We start from the raw sequence: 22,333 nt of genomic DNA, 5'->3' as shown, positions 1-22,333 counted from the left end.
GAACGGCTATTTTTTTAGGAACGGTTTTTTTGATGGGCTGTTTTTCTCTTTTAAGGGAAACCGTAATGGGGATTGGGGTTTTTTTGGTAGATTTATAATTGCTTATAATATAGCTTTTTGGGTTATATTTATGTTGTGGGCAATGCGAAAACAACGATGAATAAAATAAAATTGCTTTGGAATAAATTTTGTGATATATTTGGTATTATGAGCAGAGAAAAAAAGAATATTAGTAAAAGAGCGTTATCCTTTAGACATTCAGACTCTTCATTAACAAGTGAAAGGGTTGGCGTTATTATTAGTAATAGAAAAGACTCTGTTAATTTAGCAGAAGCTGTGCGTTCACTGAGACATAATGTTAAAGCATCCTTCAAAGTTTCAGATTCAACAAAAGGTAAAATAAATAGATTAGAGAAAGCTTAATGAGCATAGCTCTATCTACACTAATATTATTCTTTCTTTTAATTCCAGGTATTCTATTTAGGAGGTTTTATTATTCAGAAGAATTTTCAAAAGAATATTTTAAAGAAACTTTTTTTGGTGTCTTCATTGCAACATTTCTACCAGCTTTACTATTTCAATTTATTTGGTATTTTTTAGCGAATATTTTTAATCAAAAAGTTGATCTATATATTTTAGGTAATATTCTTTCGCAAAGTACAGAAAAATCTTCTTTTCAAAATGTTGAGAAAAACTTTTTAAACATAATAACATACAATTCAACAATGTTCTTTGCTTCAGGACTTTGTGGATATATTTTAAAGAAAATTGTAAGGTTAAGAAAATGGGATAGGTATAGTAAGTTTTTCAGGTTTCAAAATTCGTGGCATTATATACTCAAAGGAGAATTCTTTGATTTTCCTAGAGCTGATATGACACTAGACGAAGATACGGTAGAAGATATTGAATTTGTTTTTGTAGATGCGATTGTAGAAATAAACAATGAAAGTTACTTATACGATGGTATATTGGTTGATTATGAATTAAGCAATGATGGAGGATTAAATTACATAAGTCTTACTGGTGCTGAAAGAAGGAATATAAAAAATGACAGTAAAATCGTTGAAGGTATTAAACAAGATAATTCTAAAAACTATTATCCAATAAAAGGACACACTTTACTTCTTAAATATTCAGAAATTAAAAACTTAAACTTTACATATTACACCTTATCGTATAATGATGAAAAGCAAGAGTTTACACCTAGAGAAGTAGAGTGAAAAAGCACAGCTCACAACACCGATAAGCGTTACACAAGCTAATAATCCCAAGAAATCCTTAATGGGAATTGGTGATTTTTGGGTAGTTTTATCATTGAACTAAAATGGATATCGCCCAACAAGAGTTTTGTTATAGCTAGGTTACCAAAAATTATAAGAAAATGATAAAAAAAGGAAATAGAGTTAGACATAGAGATAAAAAAGTTGATAATATTAAGGGCATAATGACAGCTTTTGAAATCAAGAACGGATTTGCTTTTTGTGCTTATGGGGATTTTGAAAGATATGGACAAGGAGCTGAAAATTATCCTATTACGGAACTTGAATTGGCGGAGTAATTATGCAAAGTAAAATTGAGCAAACTAAATTAAATGCTACATCGGCTAAAATTCTTCATCGAAAGGGAAAGAACAAATACGAAAGGCTAAATATTCTATTTTTAATTTTGACTTTAATTGTCCCTCTATTTTTTATAATTGCTCAATATGTAACAAAAGGCGGAGAATATGAACTGCTTATGAATAATATAAGCTTTGGACTTTCATTAGTTCTTATAGCTATTTCATTTCTTTCTCTAATTCTAAAAATAACCGACAAAATCACTACCCATAAAATTGGAATGAAGAATAATATTTTCATTGCGAACGAATGTGACAATATTGAAAAACTGAGTGAAATAGAACGAGAGTGGTTTTACAGATATGTTAGTGAAATAGACAATAGTGATATTGATACTTTTGCTGGTTTACCTGAGGATAAAAGAAAAGAAACTTATAGAGAAGCTCTAAAAGAAGTACAACCTGGAAATCACAAAATTACTTGTCCAGTATGTAATTCTTCACCTTGGAAATATGAAAAAGGAGATTGCCAATTATGTGGTAATAAAATAACAGAACAGAAATTATGTTAGAAAAGTTTAAATTACTATTTGATGCTCTAAACGAGTCAGAAAAGCAAGAAGCTATTAGATACGTTTTATCCAAACAAAATGTTCAACATTTAAATGAGGGTTTTTACACAGGACCAAGTCAGACACTTGAGAAAGGACTTTTTACAGGTCCAACGAGTACAAATGAAAAATGTCCACGTTGCGGGAAATAACTACTGGCAACACCAGTAACCGTTACCCGAGCTAATATTTCCTAGAAATCCTTAATTGAAATTGTTGATTTTTGGGTAGCTTTATGTTAGAGTACATTTGCAAAACATTCAAAATAGTAGAATTATAAGAACTATATTCAAATATCAAAAGATTGACCAATACTTGTACAGTTCATTAATTAACAATGAGCTGTTTTTTGCCAATCCAAGAGATTTCAACGACTTATTTGATTCTAAACCTCTTTTTAAATTGACAAAGGATAAATCAAAAGTCAAATCTCTTTTCGAACACATTAAATTACACATTACCGACAGAACTGAAATAGATAAAAATTCAACAGAATTTCAGTCAAACAAAAAGAATTGGAATTACACCATAAATGCTTATTTAAATGCAATTAAGAGTTTTGATAGCTATGATTCGGGAAATCTATCAATACCAGAAAGGTTGGCTGAGATCTATTCTTTTTACAACTATCCAGATATTTTCGAGAAGACCTTTATCTTTAAAAATAATGAGTTACAAATAAAAATGTTTGATGACTTAACTTTTCTACTTGTTGATTCGAAACGTTTTGGTGTGACGTGTGGTTCTAAAACTTCGACTTGTCCATTAATGTGGGGACATTATGCAAAGAACCATACAGGATTGTGTTTGGAATTTGAAATTGAAGAAGCTGATTCGACTACTACTCTTCCAATGGATGAAACTAATACTTTCGAAATAGAGGAAGTTAACTATGACGATATTCCAATTGATCTATTCAACTATGGACCTATTAATGAAAGTGAGTTAAAAAGACAATTATTGTCTACAAAATCGAGGAAATGGAATTATGAAGAAGAAATACGCTTGATTTCAAAACAAGGCCCAAATAAATTCAATAGAAAAAAAATTAAAAGTGTGATTTTCGGTGCAAAATCAAACCCAAAAGACAGATATACTATTTGCAAACTTTTAGCTTCACTCGGATATCAATTCGAGTTTAAGATTGCTAGAATTAGACCTGATCAATATGAATTAAAAATCGATCCGATGAATTTAGGAGATATTGCAGGAAGTGGAGTTAGCATAGAAGAGTTAGGTCTGTCAGAAGAGTATAATCAAATAATGAATAAAAAATAAACGTACCTAACACCGGTAAGCGTTATACAAGCTAATAATTCCAAGAAATCCTTATCCCAATCAACCGCTTAAAGCGGTTTTTCTTTTTTAACTGGACTTTGGTTACTGGATGATAAGGCTGCAATAAGTAATTTTAAGGGAAACCGCGATTGATATTGGTGATTTTTGGGTAGTTTTATGATTGTGTCATATAACTTGTTGAGTTATATTTATGTTGGCAACAAGTTTAACAATGAGATTACCAATAACAATTTTAATTCTGATTTTATACTTTTCATCCTGCAAGGAAAAAGCAGAAAAAAAATCTGAACCTAAAGTAGAAGAAACGCAATTGCAATCTCAACCGACCGAAAGGGTGAATTTGACAAAAGTTCCGGATTCTTTGGAATTGATAGTTGACAAAAATCTGATTGGAGACTTTAACGGAGATGATAAAACGGATTTCGCTTCACTTGTTAAAAACAAAAAAAATGGCAAAATCGGAGTTTTGATTCTCAATAACTCTCTAAACCAAGAAAGTTTCATTTTTGGAGCAGGAAAAGAAATTGACCAAATGACCGATTTGAATTGGATTGAGGTTTTCAAAACTCTACCGAAAGGAGAAATTGTGTTACCGACTTTGGTTGACGAAAAGACTGGAGATATAATCGGACAAGATGAGAGTAAAAGTTTCAAACTAATTGGAAACGGAATTTATATGAGCGTTGAGGAATCTCACGGTGGCGGAATTTTATTTTGGAACGGAAAAGAATATAAATGGTATCATATAGAATGAAAAGCCAGTTGCCAACACCGGTAAGCGTTACACAAGCTCATAATTTCAAGAAATCCTTAATGGAGATTGGTGATTTTTGGGTAGATTTATGATTGAACTAAAATAGATATAACACAACAAGAGTTGGGGTATAGTTATGTTGTGCGTGATATGAGAAACCTCAAGATGATTAAACGAACTTTACTATTTGGACTTCTAATTCTTACTCTGAATTCCTGTACGGAATCGAAAAAAAACTCATCGGAATTTATATACAAAAACGGAGAAAGTAGCGTGGAATTAAAAATATTAAATGGAAATGACTATCTGACTTATGACACGCCAATCAGAACGGATTTTGAATGGAAAAATATTGACCCAAAAACGGGTTCGATTTTTGGAACTGGAATAAAAATGTTAGGAACGGAAAACAGAACTACTAAAACAGAAATAAATGTTCCAAGCAATTATTTGGAATCTGATACTTTGAATATAAAATTACGTTTTGAAATTAATGGAGAGAAAATAGTTAAGGAATTTAATGTTCCTATAAAAAATGGAGAATAAAACACTACGCACAACACCGGTAAGCGTTGCACAAGCTAATAATTCCTAGAAACCCTTAATGGAGATTGGTGATTTTGGGTAGTTTTATGATTGTGCCATATAACTTGTTGAGTTATATTTATGTTGGCAACAAGTTTAACAATGAGATTACCAATAACAATTTTAATTCTGATTTTATACTTTTCATCCTGCAAGGAAAAAGCAGAAAAAAAATCTGAACCTAAAGTAGAAGAAACACAATTGCAATCTCAACCGACCGAAAGGGTGAATTTGACAAAAGTTCCGGATTCTTTGGAATTGATAGTTGACAAAAATCTGATTGGAGACTTTAACGGAGATGATAAAACGGATTTCGCTTCACTTGTTAAAAACAAAAAAAATGGCAAAATCGGAGTTTTGATTCTCAATAACTCTCTAAACCAAGAAAGTTTCATTTTTGGAGCAGGAAAAGAAATTGACCAAATGACCGATTTGAATTGGATTGAGGTTTTCAAAACTCTACCGAAAGGAGAAATTGTGTTACCGACTTTGGTTGACGAAAAGACTGGAGATATAATCGGACAAGATGAGAGTAAAAGTTTCAAACTAATTGGAAACGGAATTTATATGAGCGTTGAGGAATCTCACGGTGGCGGTATTTTATTTTGGAACGGAAAAGAATATAAATGGTATCATATAGAATGAAAAGCCAGTTGCCAACACCGGTAAGCGTTATACAATCTAATAATTTCAAGAAATCCTTAATGGAGATTGATGATTTTTGGGTAGTTTTATGATTGAACTAAAATGGATATCACACAAGGCTTGTTGTGGTATAGTTATGTTGTGGTGCATTTGAAAAAACAAAAAATTGAGCAAAAAGTTTAAATATGGAATTTTAACGATTGGACTAATAATTTTAATTGGCTTTGTACTTAAAGGGAGAATTACACACGAAAAGTTTGACTCTGAAAAGTGGAAAAACTGGACGGAATCTGAAACTGAATGGTCGCTAAGATGGGATATGATGAACAGTTTAAGAAATAACTATGACCTAAAAGGAATGTCCAAGAGCGAACTTTTAAAATTATTAGGAGAGCCAGACTCGAAAACAGAAAATGAATTTGGCTATTTTTTAGGTTATTCAAAGCGTGGAATTAACACTGGACGACTGAATATTAAATTTGATAATAATAAAATAACTGACTTTTCAGTTTGGGACGGATAGAATGAAGAGATATCTGACCATAAAAAACATTCTAATCACAGCGGGAATAATTATTATCGACTTGGCGATATACTTAGTTCTCGCTTTGTTATTAATGGAGTATGATGATTTCTATGATGAAAGTAAAGGTGAATATTGGAGTTTAGAGAGTATGACCTTTTGGCAAAAAGTAAATTATATTTGTTTCAATATTTGGCAAATTATTAATCTAATTGCGATTGTATATATTATTTATCGCATCATAAAAGAAATAAAAAACACTACGCACAACACCGGTAAGCGTTATACAAGCTAATAAATTTCAAGAAATCCTCATCCCAATCAACCGCTTAAAGCGGTTTTCTCTTTAAACAGGACTTTTGTTAATGGATGATAAGGCTGCAATAAGTAATTTTAAGGGAAACCGTAATGGTGATTGGTTTTTTTTTGGTAGATTTAGGATTGTGATAAAAGGGATATAATACAACAAGAGTTGTATTACATTTATGTTATGTAGCATTAAAAAAACTGATATGATTAATCTAAACTATAACGGAATAAAAAATACGCTCTCATCTGTCTTTAATATTCCCATTGACCGAGGACTTAACAAAGAAAACTCTGAATTAGAAATGGAAAATGAGTCAATAATTGAGATTGAGGATAAACCTATTTTTAAAGACTACAAAACGACTCTTGGTGGTTGGAATATAGATTTGATAGATAAGATTAATGACAACGTAATCGTTTATTTCTTTATTCAAAAAACTAAAGACTCAAGTGCCTGGAATTTGGTTGCTCCTGTAATCCTTGAAAAATCAACAGGAAAAATAAATCAATACGGATTAGGCTATTTTGCTCTTGAAGGTTCTGGTGGTGGATTAAGTAATATGAGTTCGATAATGTTTTATTTAAAAAAACATCGTGAAAAAGGATATGAAGTTTCTTTATTACCTAAAATAGTTGAGAATAAATTATTAAGTGATTATGAATTTGTAGACAGCGGAATCAAATTAACTGATTTGACAGAAAACTCGATTGACCTAATTAATTATCGAAAAGAGTCTTTTAAATGGATTTACAAGCAATATAATGAGTTACTTTCTAAGTACGAATTAGAATAAAAACGCTTTATACAACACAGCTAAAAAACATAGGGCAGTTTAGGCTTAATTTGAAAGTCTATGCTTGTTTATTATGAGGTCGCCAAATTTCCAATTTGGCATTTAAAAAAATAAAAACAAAACATAAAGTATTTGGCTTGTGGCAAAATTGAAAATAACACACAACTTCACGCTACTTGTTATATAAAGTCACGTTACCTACAAGTCAAAAAAAACGAAAATAATTGCTTTAGATTGAAAGAATATTTATATTTGTACCATCAATCCCTCGCACGCCTCTGATTTAAGCGCAATTTGCGAGGCTTTTTTTTGCAATAAAGTCAGAGTTCAGTGCTATGAAATATGAAAAAAAGCCTTTAACTGCCGATGAGCATATTCAACTATTAATCGAACGAGGTTTATCTATCCCAAAGGTGGATAGAGCAAGAAAATATTTAGCAACCATAGGTTATTTTAGGCTTACGGGTTATATGTATCACTTGCAAGAAAATGATGGAAGTCATCAATTCAAAGACGGAATTAGCTTTAATGATATAATTTTACATTATCATTTTGATAAAAAACTTAGAGCTATTATTAACGAATATTTAGAAAGAATTGAAGTTGCACTACGTTCCAAATTAACTGACTACTATTGCATCAATCACGGATTTTATTGGTTTACACAATACGACTTATATGACGATAAAAATGTCTATGACTCTATAAACGAAGAAATTGCAGAGAGATTTATCGAACCTCAAGAAAGATTTTTAAAATACTTCAAAAGAAAATATACATCCGAGACATTGCCACCATCAAATATGGCAATGGAAATTTTGACTATGGGCAAGCTTTCAAGATTATATAGAGGATTGAGTAACGATACTGAGAAAATTTCAATTGCAGAAGATTTTGGTTTGCCAAGTGTGATTTTATCATCTTGGTTTATATATCTCAACAATGTTAGAAATATTTGCGCTCACCACGGTAGATTATGGAATAGAGGAATTACGGCTGACAGACCAACAATTCCAAAGCGCAAAAAATACCAATTTAATGGTGAATTGCCAGATGATTTCAATCGGAGTTGCTACGGTGTTATCGCGATGATTGATAGATTACTTTCCAAAATAAATGTTTCAAATAGATTTATTGAAAAAGTTGTAGGTCTTATCGAAGAGTATCCAAGCATTAATACGAGATTTATGGGATTTCCGAACAGTTGGAAAGAAGATGCAGCTTGGAACAAGACCAGCAGCTAATAAAACTAACCGTCGCACAAGCTAATAATTTCAAAAAATCCTTAATGGAGATTGGTGATTTTTGGGTAGTTTTATCATTGAACTAAAAGGAATGTCACACAACAAGAGTTGTGTTATAGCTACGTTAGCCACAATTAAAAACAAGAACTAACCGAATGACAACTTTTCCAGTATCAAATTCAACTTTATCAGAAAAAGAATTAGGTAACTTTATTAAAGATAAATACAATTTAGGTGAAAGTTTTGAATGCAAATTATTCAGAACAGGAATGAATCACACTTATTTCATTTCAAATACAAAAAGAAAATTTGTTATTAGAGTTTACAGTCATAATTGGAGAACAAAAACTGAAATTCAAGAAGAATTATTATTACTCGAATTACTCAAAAAAAACAACCTTTCCGTTTCATATCCAATTTCTGACAAAGAAGACAACCAAATTCAAGAAATAAATGCACCCGAAGGGATTCGCTATGTTGTGCTCTTCTCTTTCGCAAAAGGAGAAAAAATGAGATTTATGGACAATGACACTTGTTCTGAAATTGGCTCACTTATGGCTAAAATTCATCATATTACAGCGAACAAATCAATTAATAGAACTGATTATAATTCTGAAATACTTTTAAAAAAGTCCTATAAACAACTGGCTCATTTTTTTGCAGAGAATCTGACCGAAATGAGGTATCTAAAAGAACTTAACTATAAAATTTCAGAGACCTTTGAGAAAATTAATCCATTAAATTTTCAAAAAGGGATTATTCATCTTGACATTTGGTATGATAATTTGAGTGTTAAGGACAACAAAGAAATTACAATATTTGACTTTGACAATTGTGGAAATGGTTTATTGATTTTAGATATTGGTTACTTTTGCAAACAATTGTTTTTTATAGAATCTGACAAGAAAAAATATGAATCAAAAGTTGAAAGTTTTCTAAATGCTTATCGAGAAATAAGAGAACTTTCAGACGAAGAAATTAAATTAATTCCAGAAGCTGGAGCTTCAATCTTTGCTTTTTATCTTGGGGTACAAGCACAAAGGTTTGATTGGTCAAATATATTTCTAACCGAAAACTATCTGAAAATGTTTGTCGGAAGAATAAAATCTTGGATGGAATATTATAAAACAAAAAAATGACAGAAATAGATTATTATTTAGTAGATGTTTTCACCTCACAAAAATATGGAGGAAATCAACTAGCCGTTTTCGTTGATTTCGAAAATAAGGTTTCTACTGAAAATATGCTCAACATTGCAAGAGAACTTAATTTTCCTGAAATAACATTTGTAAAAGACAGTAATAACAATGAACAGTTTGATGTTAGAATTTTCACACCCGAATACGAAGTCCCTTTTGCGGGTCATCCATCATTAGGAACAGCCTTTATTATTTCAAAATACTTATTACCAACACCAAAGAAGAGTATTACCCTGAATTTAAAACATTCAAATATTAGCATTGATTTAACTTCTATCAATGATGTTGATACCAGTGATTTTATAATGCAACAAGCCGAACCAGAGTTTGTAACAAGGTACAACCATCAGGAAATTGCTGATGGATTGAATCTAAAATTAGATATTCTTGATACGCAAAAATCCATAGAAGAAATAACTACAGGATTGCCCTATATTGTGATCCCTGTTATCAATTTAGAGAAAATCAACCAGATTAAACTTGACTCACAAAAAGTGATAGAATTTTTAATCGAAAAAAAGAAGTACAAAACCAATAGTACAACCGGACTAACAACTTCTTTATTTTTTGTTACAGAAGAAACTTTCGAAAAATCGAATAGCTTCAATACCAGAATGTTTTGTATCGAAAATGGAAATTTAGTAGAAGATGCAGCTACAGGAAGTGCGAATGGTTGTTTCCTTGCTTATCTATTAAAGAATAAATCATTTGAAATCTCTGCTACAGTAGAACAAGGGTTTCAGATAGGAAGAAAATCATACATACATTTAGACGGGAAGTTTAAAAATAATAAATATAGCTTGAAAATTGGTGGGAAAGTTGTCGATGTAAGTAAAGGAAAATGGAAAGTATAGCCAGCTGGTAACACCGGTAAGCGTCGCACAAGCTAATAATTCCAAAAAATCCTTATCCCAATCACCCCCTTAAAGCGGTTTTTCTTTTAAACTGGACTTTGGTTGCTTGATGATAAGGCTGCTATAAGTAATTTTAAAGGAAATGACGAAAAAGAAAAAAATATTAATTTGGAGTGGACTGATTTTAGTCCTTCTTACTTTGGCTTATTATTTTCTTTTCCCAAACCTATTGCTCTATAGTTTATCTAAGGAACCGAGACATCCTAAAGTTGAAATAACCGAAACTTACTCCATCGGATGGTGGTCTAAACAAGAAGCTCTAAAAGTTGATTCTTTTCAAGTCAAGATAATTGAGAGTAAATTAAACCTTTTCAACAGTAAATCTCTTCTAAGCTACCGAATAAAAGGAAATTTAAGTTATAAAAAAGGTTGGAGACCTTACATCAAGGAAATACACTTATCCGAAAGGTTTTTAACTTATTCAAATGACTCTGTTAATAATCCTGACGCAATGATTGAAATAACACCTGTAATTGGTGCTGAAGACGATGAAAATTACAACGGAGAGGAAATAGAATTTGATATAACTAATGAGAAAAAAATGACCTCTTTTCATTGGGGAAATAATCGAATAAGATTTAAATGTTTAGACAAAATAAATGATATTATATTATCACAAAGGAAATAAAAACGTGCTACAACACCGTAAAACAACAATCGCGCAAGCATAAAAGTCGGTAATTTTAGCTATCTTAGTTTCAAACCAATCCGGAATTTTTTATATAAAATCATTACTGCTTCGGAAAATATAAGAAATAAATACATTGTATAATAATGTTGAAAAGTTATAAAAGTCCAATTTAAAAGAAAACAAGAGGATAGCAAGAATTTAAGCAATAGTAATAAATTTAAAATGTTCGGAAAATAACCGAACATTTTTTGTAAATTTACGAAGGTAAATGAGACTGATTAACAAGAAGATCTTAGAAAAGCTTAAAAGAAAAAACAAAGGAAATATTCCTTTGGCCAAAGCTATCGACAAGTTAATGAAGGATATTTACGATAATGATTGGAAAGACCAAAGTGAACTAAATAAAACAAGAACAGATGCGGATAATGTTCATAGTGACGGATTTTATTTCTTTAATATCGCTATTCATAGAACAATGATTTTAATTGAGTTTGAAGATGAAGAAGCAACGGTGGTATGGGCAGGGACACATCAGCAGTACGAAACGATTTTTAAGAATAATAGAAATACAATTAAAAAGTGGTTAAAATCTAACGATTGGATTTAAAAATAAAAGGATGAGTATACAATTTGACATATCACAACTGCTGGAGACCGGAGAAATTAAAAATGAACTAGACTTTGAAAGGGCTTTGATTGCTGACCGAAAGTTGCGCGTGCTATCAAAAGAAGATCCAACATATAAACCGTTAAGAAAGCAATTAAGAGATTTAATTGAGCTTTATGAAAATGAAAATTGGAATGCTGAATCGAAAATTTCTGAAAAGAAAATTCGAGAAAGTGATATTGCAACATCAATTGCAGAAAAGGAACGCTTATTTATCCAGAGAAGAAAAGAACTGATTCGAAAAAAATTAAAAAACTTACATCTAACACAGCAAGATTTTGGTGCAATTTTAGGACATAACAGCAAATCTTATATTTCAGAATTAATGAATGGAGTAAGTCCGTTTTCTTTAAAAGATTTGATTGTAATAAATCGACTTTTGAAAATTGATTTGACAGATTTGGTGCCTACTTTTCTGCCTCAGTCTGATAGAATAAAAATTAGAACAACAATTAAGAAATTAGATAATCCCAACTTGAAATTAAGTACAGATGATTTGGAGTTAGCCTGAATTACCGATTCTTTGTTTATTTCTCAAAAAAAATCGAGAGTATAACACTTTTAATTTCTATCCAATCCAAAAACTGATATTATAAAAACAGTTGTTATTAATCTTGAAAACCGAACTGCTATTGAAAGAGAAACTAATTAAAAAAGCCATTTTAGAAATTGAAAACCCAACATTCGGAACTACCGAACAATATCTTGAAGTTCTTGATTTAGAAATAGAAGATAGAAAACTGAAAATTGAGCGAGTAGACCTTGCATCATTTGAGGAGGACAATGTGGTTTATTTTGCCATAAAAGACGAACCTTTTTTCTTATGTGTTTATTTCTCTAAAAAAGATAATGAAATTACCTATGTTGGAACTGAAAATGGAAAATCAGGTCTATTTAACGGCAACTTCAGAAGATCTGACTTTTCATCAACTTTCAGCATTCATCAACTTGAACGGCCTTTTTGGATGGAGTGTAAATGATAAAAGAAAAGGTGGTCGCGGAACATATAATTTCAGCCAATAAAAAGTAGGGCTTTTGATTTAGATACAAAACTAAAACTTTTATTAACTGACTTAGAAAAAGATATTGAAGGTGTTAGGAAGCTTACGGAAATGGCAGATGCCTATATTTCAATTCATCTTCAACAATATATTGACGGGAATAAAGGAATAAGTTTTGACAGCCAAACGATTAACCGATTGAGCAAATTGAATTTAGGAATTGAAATAGATCAATATATTCACGGCAAAGAATTAAAATCTGTACTTTAAAAAATCAATAAAAGCCCCTGAAAAGTGACTTACCATAAAAAAGCATCCAGGTAAAATCTATTATCCAAGCCGTAGCAAGCAAAAAATGGATTTTTTGATATAGTATTTTTATTTTAAAGTAAGCCTTAATTGAAATTGGTGATTTTTGGGAGGAAACCTTACGTCACCATCTGAAGGTACACTACCTTTGCCAACAAAACCTATAAATCTTACAAGCTTGGCGCAGCGAAACGCAAATGCCGGTTTTGTGATAGTGAAGCTATTGTGCTTAATTAACTAGAAAAAATGAGGAAAAAACCAAAATTTGGGGTTTTTAATGATTTTTGGAATGGGCATCCTAACCATTTACCTTTTTTGAATTTAAATGATGTCCCAAACCCACCGGAAGAATGGAACCTCACTAAAAGTATTGACAGACTTGACGATATCATTTCAGAAAATGCTAACGCAGCAATAGTAGCCGGAATTAGATTATTGTTAAACAACGAAGATTGGAGACCACATCTGGTAGCAGCACTTGCAACGCTTAAAATTGATAAAAACCTACAGACGGAAATAAAAACCGATTTATGGAATCGTCTAAAATCGGGTTCTTGGGTGAGTCCCCAAATTTTAGTGATTCTTTCCATCATCGATGCCGAATTTAAGCTAAAAGCAAAAGAAATAGTTGAAAACGGCTTTACGATCACGTATTCAGAAATGAAAAAGCACGAACATCACTCAGCTAGAGGCCCGGCGGGAATAGTTGTGGACACTAATAAAGTGATTGCCTCAACCAAATATCTTTTAAACGGAGTCGTTACCGACGCAAAAGAAAATGACAACGGAGGCTCGTTGGCAAAGAATTGGAAAGAGAACCTCTTGCGATTAATAGCAAATAATACGTTTAAAATTAAAAATGAAGATGAAAGCAATAACCATAAAACAAGCTGAAAAAAATGAGATCGATTGGATAAACACAAAATATGAGGAGGTTGATTTTACAAAATCCAATGATGAAAGCGAGTATATTGTGATAGCTAAAATAGGAGATGAAAACGCCGGACTTGGGCGGTTGGTAAAAATTAACGATAACCATATAGAACTTGGTGGGATTTACGTATTTCCAAATTATAGAGGCTTGGGCGTCGCTGAAAATATTGTAAGAACTTTGTGCGAAGAAAACCCATTTGAAGCATCCACCTGTATGTGGTGTTTGCCTTTTGAAAACCTGTTGGGTTTTTATGCGAAATTCGGATTTAATAACGCGCTGGATACTACCCCTCCTGAACAAGTAGCAAAAAAACTAGAATGGTGTAATTCTAATAACAGATACGAAAAAAAAGTACTACTACTTTGTAAAAAGAATAAAACTCCTGTCTAAAACTCCGCTAAGCCTTGAATACATCTGATTTGAAACAGAATCTATCAATGGTAGTGAACTTTTTCACTGAAGCTTTCCAAGAGAACTACATTTTTCCTGTTTGGGAAGAGCTGAGGTTAAGTTTTTATTTTAGGCAGACCATAATAAAAATTGTAAATCTTTTGTTAGATATATAAGGAGTATAGTGCATTATAAGTATTTTAGCAAAAAGCTTAAAAATGGGGCGACCTACGTAAAAGCGCAGTTGGTTTTGAGGAAGCTCAAATCAACTCTGAAAAACCAAAAGAGTTTTCACTTCCTCACTACCTGAAAAAAATTGTCTCTATACATAATATTTTAAGATGTAAATGTAACTTAGTGAAGTGGAAACAACAACATTAGAAATGAACCGAATTAAGGAAGTTTTGGAGTAGAAAGGAATTAAACAGATTTGGTTAGCAGAAAAAATTAGAGAGAGCTACAATATGGTAAATGCTTATTACTAAAAATCTACAAAAGCCTAGACTAGAAATTTTGATAGAGGTATAGGGTATTTTAGATATCGATGTAAAGTAATTTATTGTCTCTAACAAGTAAGAAGGATAAACTAGTGACATTGCAGGATAATAACATATGGACTATATAAAAATAAAAGGTTATAAATCAATCAAAGATATTCATCTTGATATTGGGGCTATTAACGTTCTTATAGGCGCTAATGGCTCTGGCAAGAGTAATTTTATTTCATTTTTTGAATTTTTAAATGCACTTCAAGATAGAAGGCTTCAGGAATATATAGCTCTTCGAGGTGGAACTGAAAAAATGTTGCATAAAGGTTCTGAAAACACAGAAATAATTCAATTTGAAACCAGTTTTGGGAATGGTATCAACGGTTACAAAGCGACATTAAAATTAGGGGATGAAAATTTCATTTTTGCTAATGAATATCTCATATACAGAGGAAATGAAGGCAGAGATATTTCAAGTTTTGGAACAGAGGCAAGAATTAAATCTACAGACAACTACAGAGCTAAATATGTAATAAATCATTTAAACAGCTTTAGAAAATATCATTTTCACGATACGAGTAAAAACTCACCTTTTTCGCAGATGAGTAATATTGTTAATGACCAATATTATCTTTATGAAGAAGGAAGTAATTTAAGCGCATTCTTATATTTTATTCACGAAAATCACAAAGTCGTTTACAATAGAATTGTTCAAACAATTCAAAGTATAGCACCATACTTTTCGGACTTTTTCTTTCAACCAAATAAAGAAGGTTTTATTAGACTACAATGGCGCAGTAAATACAGTTCAACAGTTTATGGTGCATCAGACCTATCTGATGGTACAATTCGCTTCATTGCTTTGACAGTATTATTTATGCAACCAGAATTACCATCTAGTATTATAATCGATGAGCCGGAATTAGGATTGCATCCATTTGCAATTTCCAAATTAGCAGGAATGATTAAAAGTATTGCTGCAAAAAATGTCCAAGTCATTGTAGCTACACAGTCAGCAGATTTGGTAAATCATTTTCTGCCTGAAGATATAGTAACTGTTGACTTAAAAGATGGAGAAAGTCATTTCAACAGACTAGATGATGATAATTTGAAAGAATGGTTAGATGTTTATAGTGTAGGAGACTTATGGCAGAGGAATATTTTAACTGGAGGACAGCCTAACAGATAATTATAATGAAGAGATTAGTAATCGTTTGTGAGGGGCCAACAGAACAGGAATTTGTTAGAGATGTTTTACAGCCTCATTTTTTATCTAAAGATATTTACATCCAAATACCTCTTATTAAGAAATCAGGAGGAGGAATTGTTCCGTGGACAGTATTAAAAACACAAATAGAAAACCACTTAAGAGAGGGTGATTCTTTTGTCACTACGTTAATTGACTACTATGGTATTCCTGATAGATTTAACTACCCAGGTTGGCAAGAGTCTAAAACGATTGTTGACAAATCTCAAAGAATGGATTTTTTAGAACAAAAAATGTTAGCTGATGTGGATTCAGTTTTAAGAAACAGATTCATTCCTTATATACAGCTTCACGAGTTTGAAGGTCTATTGTTTAATAACATACAATCATTTGAAAATACATTTGAAGTAAAGGAATTCAAGGATAAAAATGAATTGGAGAATATTTTAAATCAATATGATAATCCAGAACTAATTAACGATAATCCTAACACAGCGCCTTCAAAGCGTTTGATAAAGTTAATAGAAGGTTATAATAAAATTGTTTATGGTTCAATTTTAGCTGAAACTATTGGTATTAATAACATTAGACGTAAATCACCAAGATTTAATAGTTGGATTGTAAAAATTGAGGGATTATAACAAGCACTAATGCTCAAGCACATTGCAATCCTATTACTTTTGATTGCAAAGAGTTCTTATGATAACAGGTATGAATATAATGATTTTAGCATTCATTCTAAACAAGCATTCCAACATCGATGAAAAATAAGTGGTGGATTTTAATCGGATTTATACTTTTAAAATTTATACTTCAATACCATTTAATAAGTCCCGAATATGAATTGCAACGGGACGAATACCTTTACCTGGATCAAGCCCATCATTTAGCCTGGGGATATTTATCGGTGCCGCCCGTTTCTTCCTGGATTTCCAGTATCATTTACTTACTGGGGAATTCCGTTTTTTGGGTCAAGTTTTTTCCCGCCCTTTTTGGTAGTTTGACCATCCTCGTCGTTTGGAAAACCATAGAACGATTAAAAGGAAACCTTTTTGCCCTGATTTTGGGCGCAACCTGTGTGTTGTTTTCCTCACTTTTAAGATTAAACACCCTATACCAGCCCAACTCCCTAGATGTGCTCTGCTGGGCAACGGCGTATTTTTTTCTCATTACCTATTTCAATACCAAAAAGTCTAAATATTTGTATTTGCTGGCCTTGGTTTTCGCTATTGGCTTTCTCAATAAATACAACATTCTTTTTCTCATCATCGGCTTAATTCCCGCCATTCTTATCACCAATCAACGTAACATACTTTTTAAGAAAGAATTATACCGGGCAATATTGCTGGCCTTGGCGATTATGCTGCCCAATCTTATATGGCAATACACCCATAATTTTCCGGTGATTCGCCATATGGAAGAACTATCAGCAACGCAATTAGTCAATGTCGATAGAATCGAGTTTCTGCAATCACAAGTCCTATTTTTTATTGGCGCTTTACCAGTGATTATTGCAGGCTTATGTGCGTTGTTATTTTATCGACCTTTTAAAAACTACCAATCCTTTTTCTGGGCGTTCTTTTTTACGCTAATCGTCTTTATGTACTTTAGGGCAAAAGATTACTATGCCATAGGACTTTATCCTATTTATATTGCCTTTGGTTCGGTATTTTTGGCCGATGTTTTAAAAGCCGGGTGGAAACGCTATTTAAAACCAGTAGTCATCGCCATTCCGCTATTGATTTTTATTCCAACATATCAAATCGCTTTTCCCAATAAAAGTCCGGAGTGGATTGTAAACCATTCAGATGCCTATAAAGAGCTTGGTTTGCTCCGCTGGGAAGATGGAAAAGACCATTCCCTTCCGCAGGATTATGCCGATATGTTGGGATGGAAAGAACTTGCAAGAAAAGTAGATTCGGTCTATATCACCTTACCCAATCCCCACCAAACCCTGGTGCTTTGTGACAATTACGGGCAAGCCGGAGCCATTAATTATTATACAAAGCAGGATATTAAAGCCGTTTCTTTTAATGCCGATTATGTGAATTGGTTTGACCTGGAGACGCCATACGTTAATCTGATTCGGATTAAAAACTACAGGGAAAAAGACGACGAACTTGCAGAAACCAGTCCCTATTTTGATACCGCTGTGGTAGCCGATTCAATCACCAATCCGTACGCCAGGGAATTTAGAACCTTAATCTTTGCGTTTATCGGAGCAAAAATAGACGTTACTGCAAGAATAAAATCTGAAATCAAGGAGGCGAAAGGCGATCGCTACGAATGAAAAACCACGAATGCTGTAGATTTAATGCGTTTAGCTCGGATTTTTCGCTTGGGGACAATTAAAACAAGCCTCCTAATTTCGAATTTAATGGAGTTGTTAAATCAATCACTTCAAACTTTAAATTAAATTCCTCTTTTAAAGGGTCAATCATCTTTTTAAAAGACTTTATATCTTTTGTAATATAAGCATCAATTTTTTCGGTGATGAATTTCAGCAAAAAGCTTGATATCGTTGATTACCACTTTTCTTTGCCCAAAATTACCAAACTTTCCTCTCCGTAATTCAGCAGTGCAAATACCGCAACACGCCAAAAAACTATTTTGAATGATTTTCAACCACGTAATTTCCCCAATCTGCGATAGATTGTACGATTGGGATTAGGGTTTTTCCAAAATCCGTCAACGAGTATTCCACCTTTAAAGGAGGTTTAGACGTATACACCTTCCTTTTAATGATGCCATCCTCTTCTAAGGTTTTTAACTGTAAACTTAACGTGCGTTCAGTAACCGTAGGCATTTCCTTCCTTAATTCGTTGTAGCGCAATTTTCCGTTCGCTAAATAAAATAAAATTACTGTCTTCCATTTTCCGCCTATTATTCCCATTGTTAAGCTGGTACAACACGGGTATTCCCTTCCTTTAAATGTATACATCGCTATCTAAAATTTAAACTATCATTTTTGACCGTTATTGCAAATATAAATAACAATACTTACTTTAGAAACTATAAAAAGTATAGTTTAAAAAAAAGTCAAAATGAAAGAATTCGAAAACAAAGTAGCCCTCATTATTGGAGGCACCAGCGGTATTGGAAAAGCAACCACCAAAGCATTATTAGAAAGCGGAGCCATCGTGCATACGGTAGGTAGAAGTGTAGACAAAGTGCCGGATGCCGATCATTTAAGGAAGCATTCTGTAAACATCTCTGATATGGCAGAGGTAAATGCATTGATTTCAGAAATAGAATCATTAGAACGCTTAGATTATTTGGTGAATGCAGCCGGTATTTTTGGGCCCAAACCATTTTTGGAACACACGGTTGAAGACTACGATTCGTATTTAGATTTAAACAGAGGTTTCTTTTTTATCACTCAAAGTGCCGCTAAAAAAATGAAAAGCACCAAGGGCGGATCGATCGTAAATGTAGGCTCGATGTGGGCAAAACAAGCCATAAAAGCCACACCATCATCAGCCTACTCGATGCAAAAAGCAGGCTTACATTCCTTAACCCAACACTTAGCGATGGAGTTAGCCGAAGCTAATATTCGCGTAAATGCCGTATCACCGGCCGTGGTAAACACCCCGGTGTATCACGGAGTATTTGGAGGAAAAGAAGAAGCCGAAGAAGCATTGAAAGATTTTAATGGATTTCATCCCATTGGAAGAAATGGAGAACCCACAGATATCGCGAATACCATTCTGTTTTTACTCTCAGAAAAAGCCGCTTGGGTAACCGGCGCCATTTGGGATATTGATGGCGGAGTAATGGCCGGAAGAAATTAATTAAGCCATTCCCTTGTTGTTAAAACCAATCACCAACAAGGCCAAAATAGTAATTAGCAGGCTGTCTAAAAAGTATCCTAAAACTGTGAAACTGGCGAGATAAGTATCGGCCCAGACCAACAGTTAAATACAGAATATCTTTTTAGGCAGCCTCTTTTTATGAGCTTCACCCTAGCGCGTTGTTTCCTGAAAAAATTCATTTTTCCGGTTCGGGAAAACCCAGGTTAGGATGTGTTTTAAAGAAAACCGTAATGGAAATTGAGGAATTTTGGTAATTTTATAATTGAACTAAAATGGATATAACACAAGAAGAGTTGTGTTAGAGCTACGTTGTGGTTAATGTAAAAAAACAAGAAACTAAATGAATAAAACAATTTTTGAAATTACTAAAATGGACTGTCCTTCAGAGGAAAATCTAATTCGAATGAAATTGGACGGAATTTCAAATATTGCGAATTTGGACTTTGACATTCCCAACCGAAAACTGACTGTTTTTCACATCGGAGAAACTGACCAAATTGAAAAATCAGTTCTTGAACTAAATTTAGGTGGAAAAAAAATCTCGACCGAAAAAACTGATCAAATAGATTTTAAAGAAAATGCAAATCAGAAAAAACTACTTTGGTTTGTACTTGTCATCAATTTTGCTTTTTTCATAATAGAAATGACAACAGGAATACTCTCAAAATCAATGGGACTTGTTGCCGACAGTTTAGATATGCTTGCTGACAGTTTTGTTTACGGAATTAGCTTGTTTGCGGTTGGCGGAACAGTAATAAAGAAAAAACGGATTGCCAGACTTGCTGGATATTTTCAGATAACACTTGCGATTATCGGATTTGTAGAAGTTTTAAGAAGATTTTTTGGAGACGAGAAACTACCCAACTTTTCGACAATGATTATCGTTTCGGTTTTCGCACTTATTGCAAACGGAATTTGTCTTTACATTTTACAAAAGTCAAAAAGTAAGGAAGAGGCTCATATGAAAGCAAGTATGATTTTCACTTCAAATGATGTGATTATCAATTTAGGAGTAATTACAGCTGGACTTTTGGTAAATTGGTTGAGTTCAAGCAAACCTGATTTGATTATCGGAACAATCGTTTTTGTATTGGTAATTCAAGGAGCATTTAGAATATTAAAATTGAGTAAATAAATTAAAAAACACTAACCACAAAAATGACTATAAGTAATTGCTTGTTCTCTTCTTTCTGAAAATCCTCCGCCTGCCTGCCTGTAAATTCAGGGATTTTCACTTTAGAGTGTTCTTGCAAAACCCAATACCGAACCCTGAAGTTTTCAGAATTCAAAAACATTAAAAAAATCAGCTGTAATTTTCTACATTCTCACTAAAGCTTTCCAAGGGCACTACGTTTTTCTTACTCGGGAAAGCTGAGTTAGGATTTTATTTTAAAGAAAACCGTAATGGATATTAGGGAATTTTGGTAATTTTATAATTGAACTAAAATGGATATCACAAAACAAGAGTTGTGTTATATCTATGTTAGCGGTAATTTTAACCAAAATCGTCTCACAAAAAGAATGAAAGCAGTTTTTACGCCCGTTTCTATAGATTGGAAAAGAAAACCTTATTTTGATTATTTCTTTGAGAACATCAAAACAAAATATAACATAACTCACCATATAGACATAACTTCTTTTTATTCGGAAGTCAAGAATAATAACCTGAAATTTTATCCGTCATTTCTATTCGTTATAATGAAAATAGTAAATCAAAACGAAGAATTTAGAATGAGTTTTAATGAAAACGGAAATTTGGGATTTTGGAATTATGTAAATCCTTCGTACACTATTTTTCACGATGATGACAAAACTTTTTCTGATATATGGAGCGAATACAAACCAACTTTCATAGAATTTTACCAAGAAATAATCAATGACATTGAAAAATATAAAAACATAAAGAAAATCAAAGCCAAAGAAAATCGTCCTGCCAACTTTTGCCCAGTTTCAACGATTCCGTGGCTAAGTTTTGAAAGTTTCAGTCAAGATACTTATCACGAAAACTCGTTTTTATATCCAATTATACGCTTTGGAAAATATTATCAAAAAGAAAAACAATTTTTCATTCCTCTTTCTTTATTTGTAAACCACGCAGTCGCTGATGGTTATCATACTTGTAAATTGATTAATGAAATAGAAGAGTTTGGAAAAAATATTAAAGAGTGGATGAATAAATAAAAACTACCGCTAATAACTAAGCGTTCGTGTGGCCGGAACGGCCTAACATGAACGCACTGTTGACTAAACCGGTTCTTTGCCGATTAAGTATATATGGGGATTAGTCTGTTTTTAGGAGGTAATATTTGTTAGATAGTAAACCTAGCCTCTATGCAATATATCGGCTTTTGGTTATTGACCTAAAGTGCAACTGCTTTTTACTATGTTCCTTCACTGGTACTTACAGGATTTAGTGTCATTTTGATCGTTTTAAGCCATAGGTTTCCTGTTACGCCCGG

At 32.6% G+C, this 22,333-nt stretch carries 27 protein-coding genes; 26 read left to right on the top strand and 1 reads right to left on the bottom strand.

Annotated features, from left to right (window positions below):
• Positions 1–156: 156 nt before the first annotated feature.
• The 23 genes from L1967_RS19210 to L1967_RS19100 all read left to right on the top strand — a co-directional run bounded on the left by L1967_RS19210 (position 157) and on the right by L1967_RS19100 (position 18,352).
• On the top strand, positions 157–423 hold the full coding sequence (locus tag L1967_RS19210) for a hypothetical protein (protein ID WP_249603124.1): 267 nt from the start codon (positions 157–159) through the stop codon (positions 421–423).
• Complete coding sequence (locus L1967_RS19205; protein ID WP_249603123.1) at positions 423–1,220, top strand: hypothetical protein; 798 nt, start codon at positions 423–425, stop codon at positions 1,218–1,220. Before L1967_RS19210 ends, L1967_RS19205 begins: the two co-directional genes overlap by 1 nt.
• A 161-nt stretch (positions 1,221–1,381) precedes the next feature.
• Complete coding sequence (locus tag L1967_RS19200; protein ID WP_249603122.1) at positions 1,382–1,558, top strand: hypothetical protein; 177 nt, start codon at positions 1,382–1,384, stop codon at positions 1,556–1,558.
• Between the two features lie 2 nt (positions 1,559–1,560).
• Entirely contained in the window at positions 1,561–2,130 is a 570-nt protein-coding gene (locus L1967_RS19195) for a mobilome CxxCx(11)CxxC protein (RefSeq protein ID WP_249603121.1), read from the top strand.
• 441 nt (positions 2,131–2,571) lie between these two features.
• Positions 2,572–3,447: a DUF2971 domain-containing protein gene (locus L1967_RS19190; protein WP_249603120.1), complete on the top strand. Its 876-nt coding sequence runs from the start codon at positions 2,572–2,574 to the stop codon at positions 3,445–3,447.
• A 232-nt stretch (positions 3,448–3,679) separates the two neighbouring features.
• Positions 3,680–4,222: a hypothetical protein gene (locus L1967_RS19185; RefSeq protein ID WP_249603118.1), complete on the top strand. Its 543-nt coding sequence runs from the start codon at positions 3,680–3,682 to the stop codon at positions 4,220–4,222.
• Positions 4,223–4,495: 273 nt separating this feature from the next.
• A complete protein-coding gene (locus L1967_RS19180) occupies positions 4,496–4,768 on the top strand; it encodes a hypothetical protein (RefSeq protein ID WP_249603119.1) in 273 nt (90 codons plus the stop codon).
• Positions 4,769–4,909: 141 nt separating this feature from the next.
• Positions 4,910–5,452 (top strand): hypothetical protein, encoded by a 543-nt coding sequence (locus L1967_RS19175; RefSeq protein ID WP_249603118.1) that lies wholly within the window; start codon positions 4,910–4,912, stop codon positions 5,450–5,452.
• A gap of 166 nt (positions 5,453–5,618) precedes the next feature.
• Positions 5,619–5,975, top strand: coding sequence for a hypothetical protein (locus L1967_RS19170; protein ID WP_249603117.1), 357 nt, complete (start codon positions 5,619–5,621; stop codon positions 5,973–5,975).
• Between the two features lie 512 nt (positions 5,976–6,487).
• A complete protein-coding gene (locus tag L1967_RS19165) occupies positions 6,488–7,078 on the top strand; it encodes a hypothetical protein (RefSeq protein ID WP_249603116.1) in 591 nt (196 codons plus the stop codon).
• Positions 7,079–7,413: 335 nt separating this feature from the next.
• On the top strand, positions 7,414–8,322 hold the full coding sequence (locus L1967_RS19160; RefSeq protein ID WP_249603115.1) for an Abi family protein: 909 nt from the start codon (positions 7,414–7,416) through the stop codon (positions 8,320–8,322).
• A gap of 155 nt (positions 8,323–8,477) precedes the next feature.
• Complete coding sequence (locus L1967_RS19155; RefSeq protein WP_249603114.1) at positions 8,478–9,461, top strand: phosphotransferase; 984 nt, start codon at positions 8,478–8,480, stop codon at positions 9,459–9,461.
• Positions 9,458–10,375, top strand: a complete 918-nt coding sequence (locus L1967_RS19150) for a PhzF family phenazine biosynthesis protein (RefSeq protein WP_249603113.1) — start codon at positions 9,458–9,460, stop codon at positions 10,373–10,375. Before L1967_RS19155 ends, L1967_RS19150 begins: the two co-directional genes overlap by 4 nt.
• Positions 10,376–10,517: 142 nt before the next feature.
• Entirely contained in the window at positions 10,518–11,063 is a 546-nt protein-coding gene (locus L1967_RS19145; protein ID WP_249603112.1) for a hypothetical protein, read from the top strand.
• A 271-nt stretch (positions 11,064–11,334) separates the two neighbouring features.
• On the top strand, positions 11,335–11,673 hold the full coding sequence (locus L1967_RS19140; protein ID WP_249603111.1) for a type II toxin-antitoxin system HigB family toxin: 339 nt from the start codon (positions 11,335–11,337) through the stop codon (positions 11,671–11,673).
• A gap of 10 nt (positions 11,674–11,683) precedes the next feature.
• Positions 11,684–12,244: a helix-turn-helix domain-containing protein gene (locus tag L1967_RS19135; RefSeq protein WP_249603110.1), complete on the top strand. Its 561-nt coding sequence runs from the start codon at positions 11,684–11,686 to the stop codon at positions 12,242–12,244.
• Positions 12,245–12,365: 121 nt separating this feature from the next.
• Positions 12,366–12,713: a hypothetical protein gene (locus L1967_RS19130; protein ID WP_249603109.1), complete on the top strand. Its 348-nt coding sequence runs from the start codon at positions 12,366–12,368 to the stop codon at positions 12,711–12,713.
• 39 nt (positions 12,714–12,752) lie between these two features.
• Entirely contained in the window at positions 12,753–13,004 is a 252-nt protein-coding gene (locus L1967_RS19125; RefSeq protein ID WP_338063560.1) for a DUF4279 domain-containing protein, read from the top strand.
• Between the two features lie 285 nt (positions 13,005–13,289).
• Complete coding sequence (locus L1967_RS19120; protein WP_249603108.1) at positions 13,290–13,937, top strand: hypothetical protein; 648 nt, start codon at positions 13,290–13,292, stop codon at positions 13,935–13,937.
• Positions 13,909–14,367 (top strand): GNAT family N-acetyltransferase, encoded by a 459-nt coding sequence (locus tag L1967_RS19115; protein ID WP_249603107.1) that lies wholly within the window; start codon positions 13,909–13,911, stop codon positions 14,365–14,367. Before L1967_RS19120 ends, L1967_RS19115 begins: the two co-directional genes overlap by 29 nt.
• Before the next feature lie 612 nt (positions 14,368–14,979).
• Positions 14,980–16,044 carry an AAA family ATPase gene (locus L1967_RS19110; RefSeq protein WP_249603106.1) on the top strand — a complete coding sequence of 355 codons (1,065 nt, stop codon included), beginning with the start codon at positions 14,980–14,982 and terminating at the stop codon, positions 16,042–16,044.
• A 5-nt stretch (positions 16,045–16,049) separates the two neighbouring features.
• Positions 16,050–16,703 (top strand): DUF4276 family protein, encoded by a 654-nt coding sequence (locus L1967_RS19105; RefSeq protein ID WP_249603105.1) that lies wholly within the window; start codon positions 16,050–16,052, stop codon positions 16,701–16,703.
• Positions 16,704–16,822: 119 nt separating this feature from the next.
• Positions 16,823–18,352 carry an ArnT family glycosyltransferase gene (locus L1967_RS19100; protein WP_249603104.1) on the top strand — a complete coding sequence of 510 codons (1,530 nt, stop codon included), beginning with the start codon at positions 16,823–16,825 and terminating at the stop codon, positions 18,350–18,352.
• Positions 18,353–18,667: 315 nt separating this feature from the next.
• On the opposite strand, the gene L1967_RS19095 is transcribed toward L1967_RS19100, so the two are convergent.
• Positions 18,668–19,003, bottom strand: a complete 336-nt coding sequence (locus L1967_RS19095) for a winged helix-turn-helix transcriptional regulator (RefSeq protein WP_249603103.1) — start codon at positions 19,001–19,003, stop codon at positions 18,668–18,670.
• A 103-nt stretch (positions 19,004–19,106) separates the two neighbouring features.
• Here L1967_RS19095 and L1967_RS19090 point away from each other — a divergent pair, with 103 nt between their 5' ends.
• From L1967_RS19090 to L1967_RS19080, 3 genes are all read left to right on the top strand, one after another.
• Positions 19,107–19,853, top strand: coding sequence for an SDR family NAD(P)-dependent oxidoreductase (locus tag L1967_RS19090; protein ID WP_249603102.1), 747 nt, complete (start codon positions 19,107–19,109; stop codon positions 19,851–19,853).
• Positions 19,854–20,214: 361 nt separating this feature from the next.
• The gene (locus L1967_RS19085) at positions 20,215–21,009 is read left to right on the top strand and encodes a cation efflux transmembrane domain-containing protein (protein WP_249603101.1); all 795 of its coding nucleotides are present in this window, start codon (positions 20,215–20,217) and stop codon (positions 21,007–21,009) included.
• A 311-nt stretch (positions 21,010–21,320) separates the two neighbouring features.
• Positions 21,321–22,055 (top strand): CatA-like O-acetyltransferase, encoded by a 735-nt coding sequence (locus L1967_RS19080; RefSeq protein WP_249603100.1) that lies wholly within the window; start codon positions 21,321–21,323, stop codon positions 22,053–22,055.
• Positions 22,056–22,333 lie beyond the last annotated feature (278 nt).

The organism is Zunongwangia pacifica (assembly GCF_023499215.1).
GTDB classification, from domain to species: domain Bacteria; phylum Bacteroidota; class Bacteroidia; order Flavobacteriales; family Flavobacteriaceae; genus Zunongwangia; species Zunongwangia pacifica.
The sequence above is the reverse complement of the archived record's forward strand: the minus strand, read 5'-3'. Positions and strand labels throughout refer to the sequence as shown.

Excerpts from the sequence above, each read along its gene's own strand:
- L1967_RS19205 (WP_249603123.1), top strand. The coding sequence starts at position 423 with ATGAGCATAGCTCTATCTACACTAATATTATTCTTTCTTTTAATTCCA.
- L1967_RS19115 (WP_249603107.1), top strand. The coding sequence starts at position 13,909 with ATGAAAGCAATAACCATAAAACAAGCTGAAAAAAATGAGATCGATTGG.
- L1967_RS19165 (WP_249603116.1), top strand. The coding sequence starts at position 6,488 with ATGATTAATCTAAACTATAACGGAATAAAAAATACGCTCTCATCTGTC.
- L1967_RS19135 (WP_249603110.1), top strand. The coding sequence starts at position 11,684 with ATGAGTATACAATTTGACATATCACAACTGCTGGAGACCGGAGAAATT.
- L1967_RS19120 (WP_249603108.1), top strand. The coding sequence starts at position 13,290 with ATGAGGAAAAAACCAAAATTTGGGGTTTTTAATGATTTTTGGAATGGG.
- L1967_RS19105 (WP_249603105.1), top strand. The coding sequence starts at position 16,050 with ATGAAGAGATTAGTAATCGTTTGTGAGGGGCCAACAGAACAGGAATTT.
- L1967_RS19185 (WP_249603118.1), top strand. The coding sequence starts at position 3,680 with ATGAGATTACCAATAACAATTTTAATTCTGATTTTATACTTTTCATCC.
- L1967_RS19100 (WP_249603104.1), top strand. The coding sequence starts at position 16,823 with ATGAAAAATAAGTGGTGGATTTTAATCGGATTTATACTTTTAAAATTT.
- L1967_RS19210 (WP_249603124.1), top strand. The coding sequence starts at position 157 with ATGAATAAAATAAAATTGCTTTGGAATAAATTTTGTGATATATTTGGT.
- L1967_RS19145 (WP_249603112.1), top strand. The coding sequence starts at position 10,518 with ATGACGAAAAAGAAAAAAATATTAATTTGGAGTGGACTGATTTTAGTC.
- L1967_RS19175 (WP_249603118.1), top strand. The coding sequence starts at position 4,910 with ATGAGATTACCAATAACAATTTTAATTCTGATTTTATACTTTTCATCC.
- L1967_RS19080 (WP_249603100.1), top strand. The coding sequence starts at position 21,321 with ATGGATATCACAAAACAAGAGTTGTGTTATATCTATGTTAGCGGTAAT.
- L1967_RS19085 (WP_249603101.1), top strand. The coding sequence starts at position 20,215 with ATGAATAAAACAATTTTTGAAATTACTAAAATGGACTGTCCTTCAGAG.
- L1967_RS19155 (WP_249603114.1), top strand. The coding sequence starts at position 8,478 with ATGACAACTTTTCCAGTATCAAATTCAACTTTATCAGAAAAAGAATTA.
- L1967_RS19110 (WP_249603106.1), top strand. The coding sequence starts at position 14,980 with ATGGACTATATAAAAATAAAAGGTTATAAATCAATCAAAGATATTCAT.
- L1967_RS19140 (WP_249603111.1), top strand. The coding sequence starts at position 11,335 with ATGAGACTGATTAACAAGAAGATCTTAGAAAAGCTTAAAAGAAAAAAC.
- L1967_RS19200 (WP_249603122.1), top strand. The coding sequence starts at position 1,382 with ATGATAAAAAAAGGAAATAGAGTTAGACATAGAGATAAAAAAGTTGAT.
- L1967_RS19095 (WP_249603103.1), bottom strand. The coding sequence starts at position 19,003 with ATGTATACATTTAAAGGAAGGGAATACCCGTGTTGTACCAGCTTAACA.
- L1967_RS19090 (WP_249603102.1), top strand. The coding sequence starts at position 19,107 with ATGAAAGAATTCGAAAACAAAGTAGCCCTCATTATTGGAGGCACCAGC.
- L1967_RS19150 (WP_249603113.1), top strand. The coding sequence starts at position 9,458 with ATGACAGAAATAGATTATTATTTAGTAGATGTTTTCACCTCACAAAAA.
- L1967_RS19160 (WP_249603115.1), top strand. The coding sequence starts at position 7,414 with ATGAAATATGAAAAAAAGCCTTTAACTGCCGATGAGCATATTCAACTA.
- L1967_RS19195 (WP_249603121.1), top strand. The coding sequence starts at position 1,561 with ATGCAAAGTAAAATTGAGCAAACTAAATTAAATGCTACATCGGCTAAA.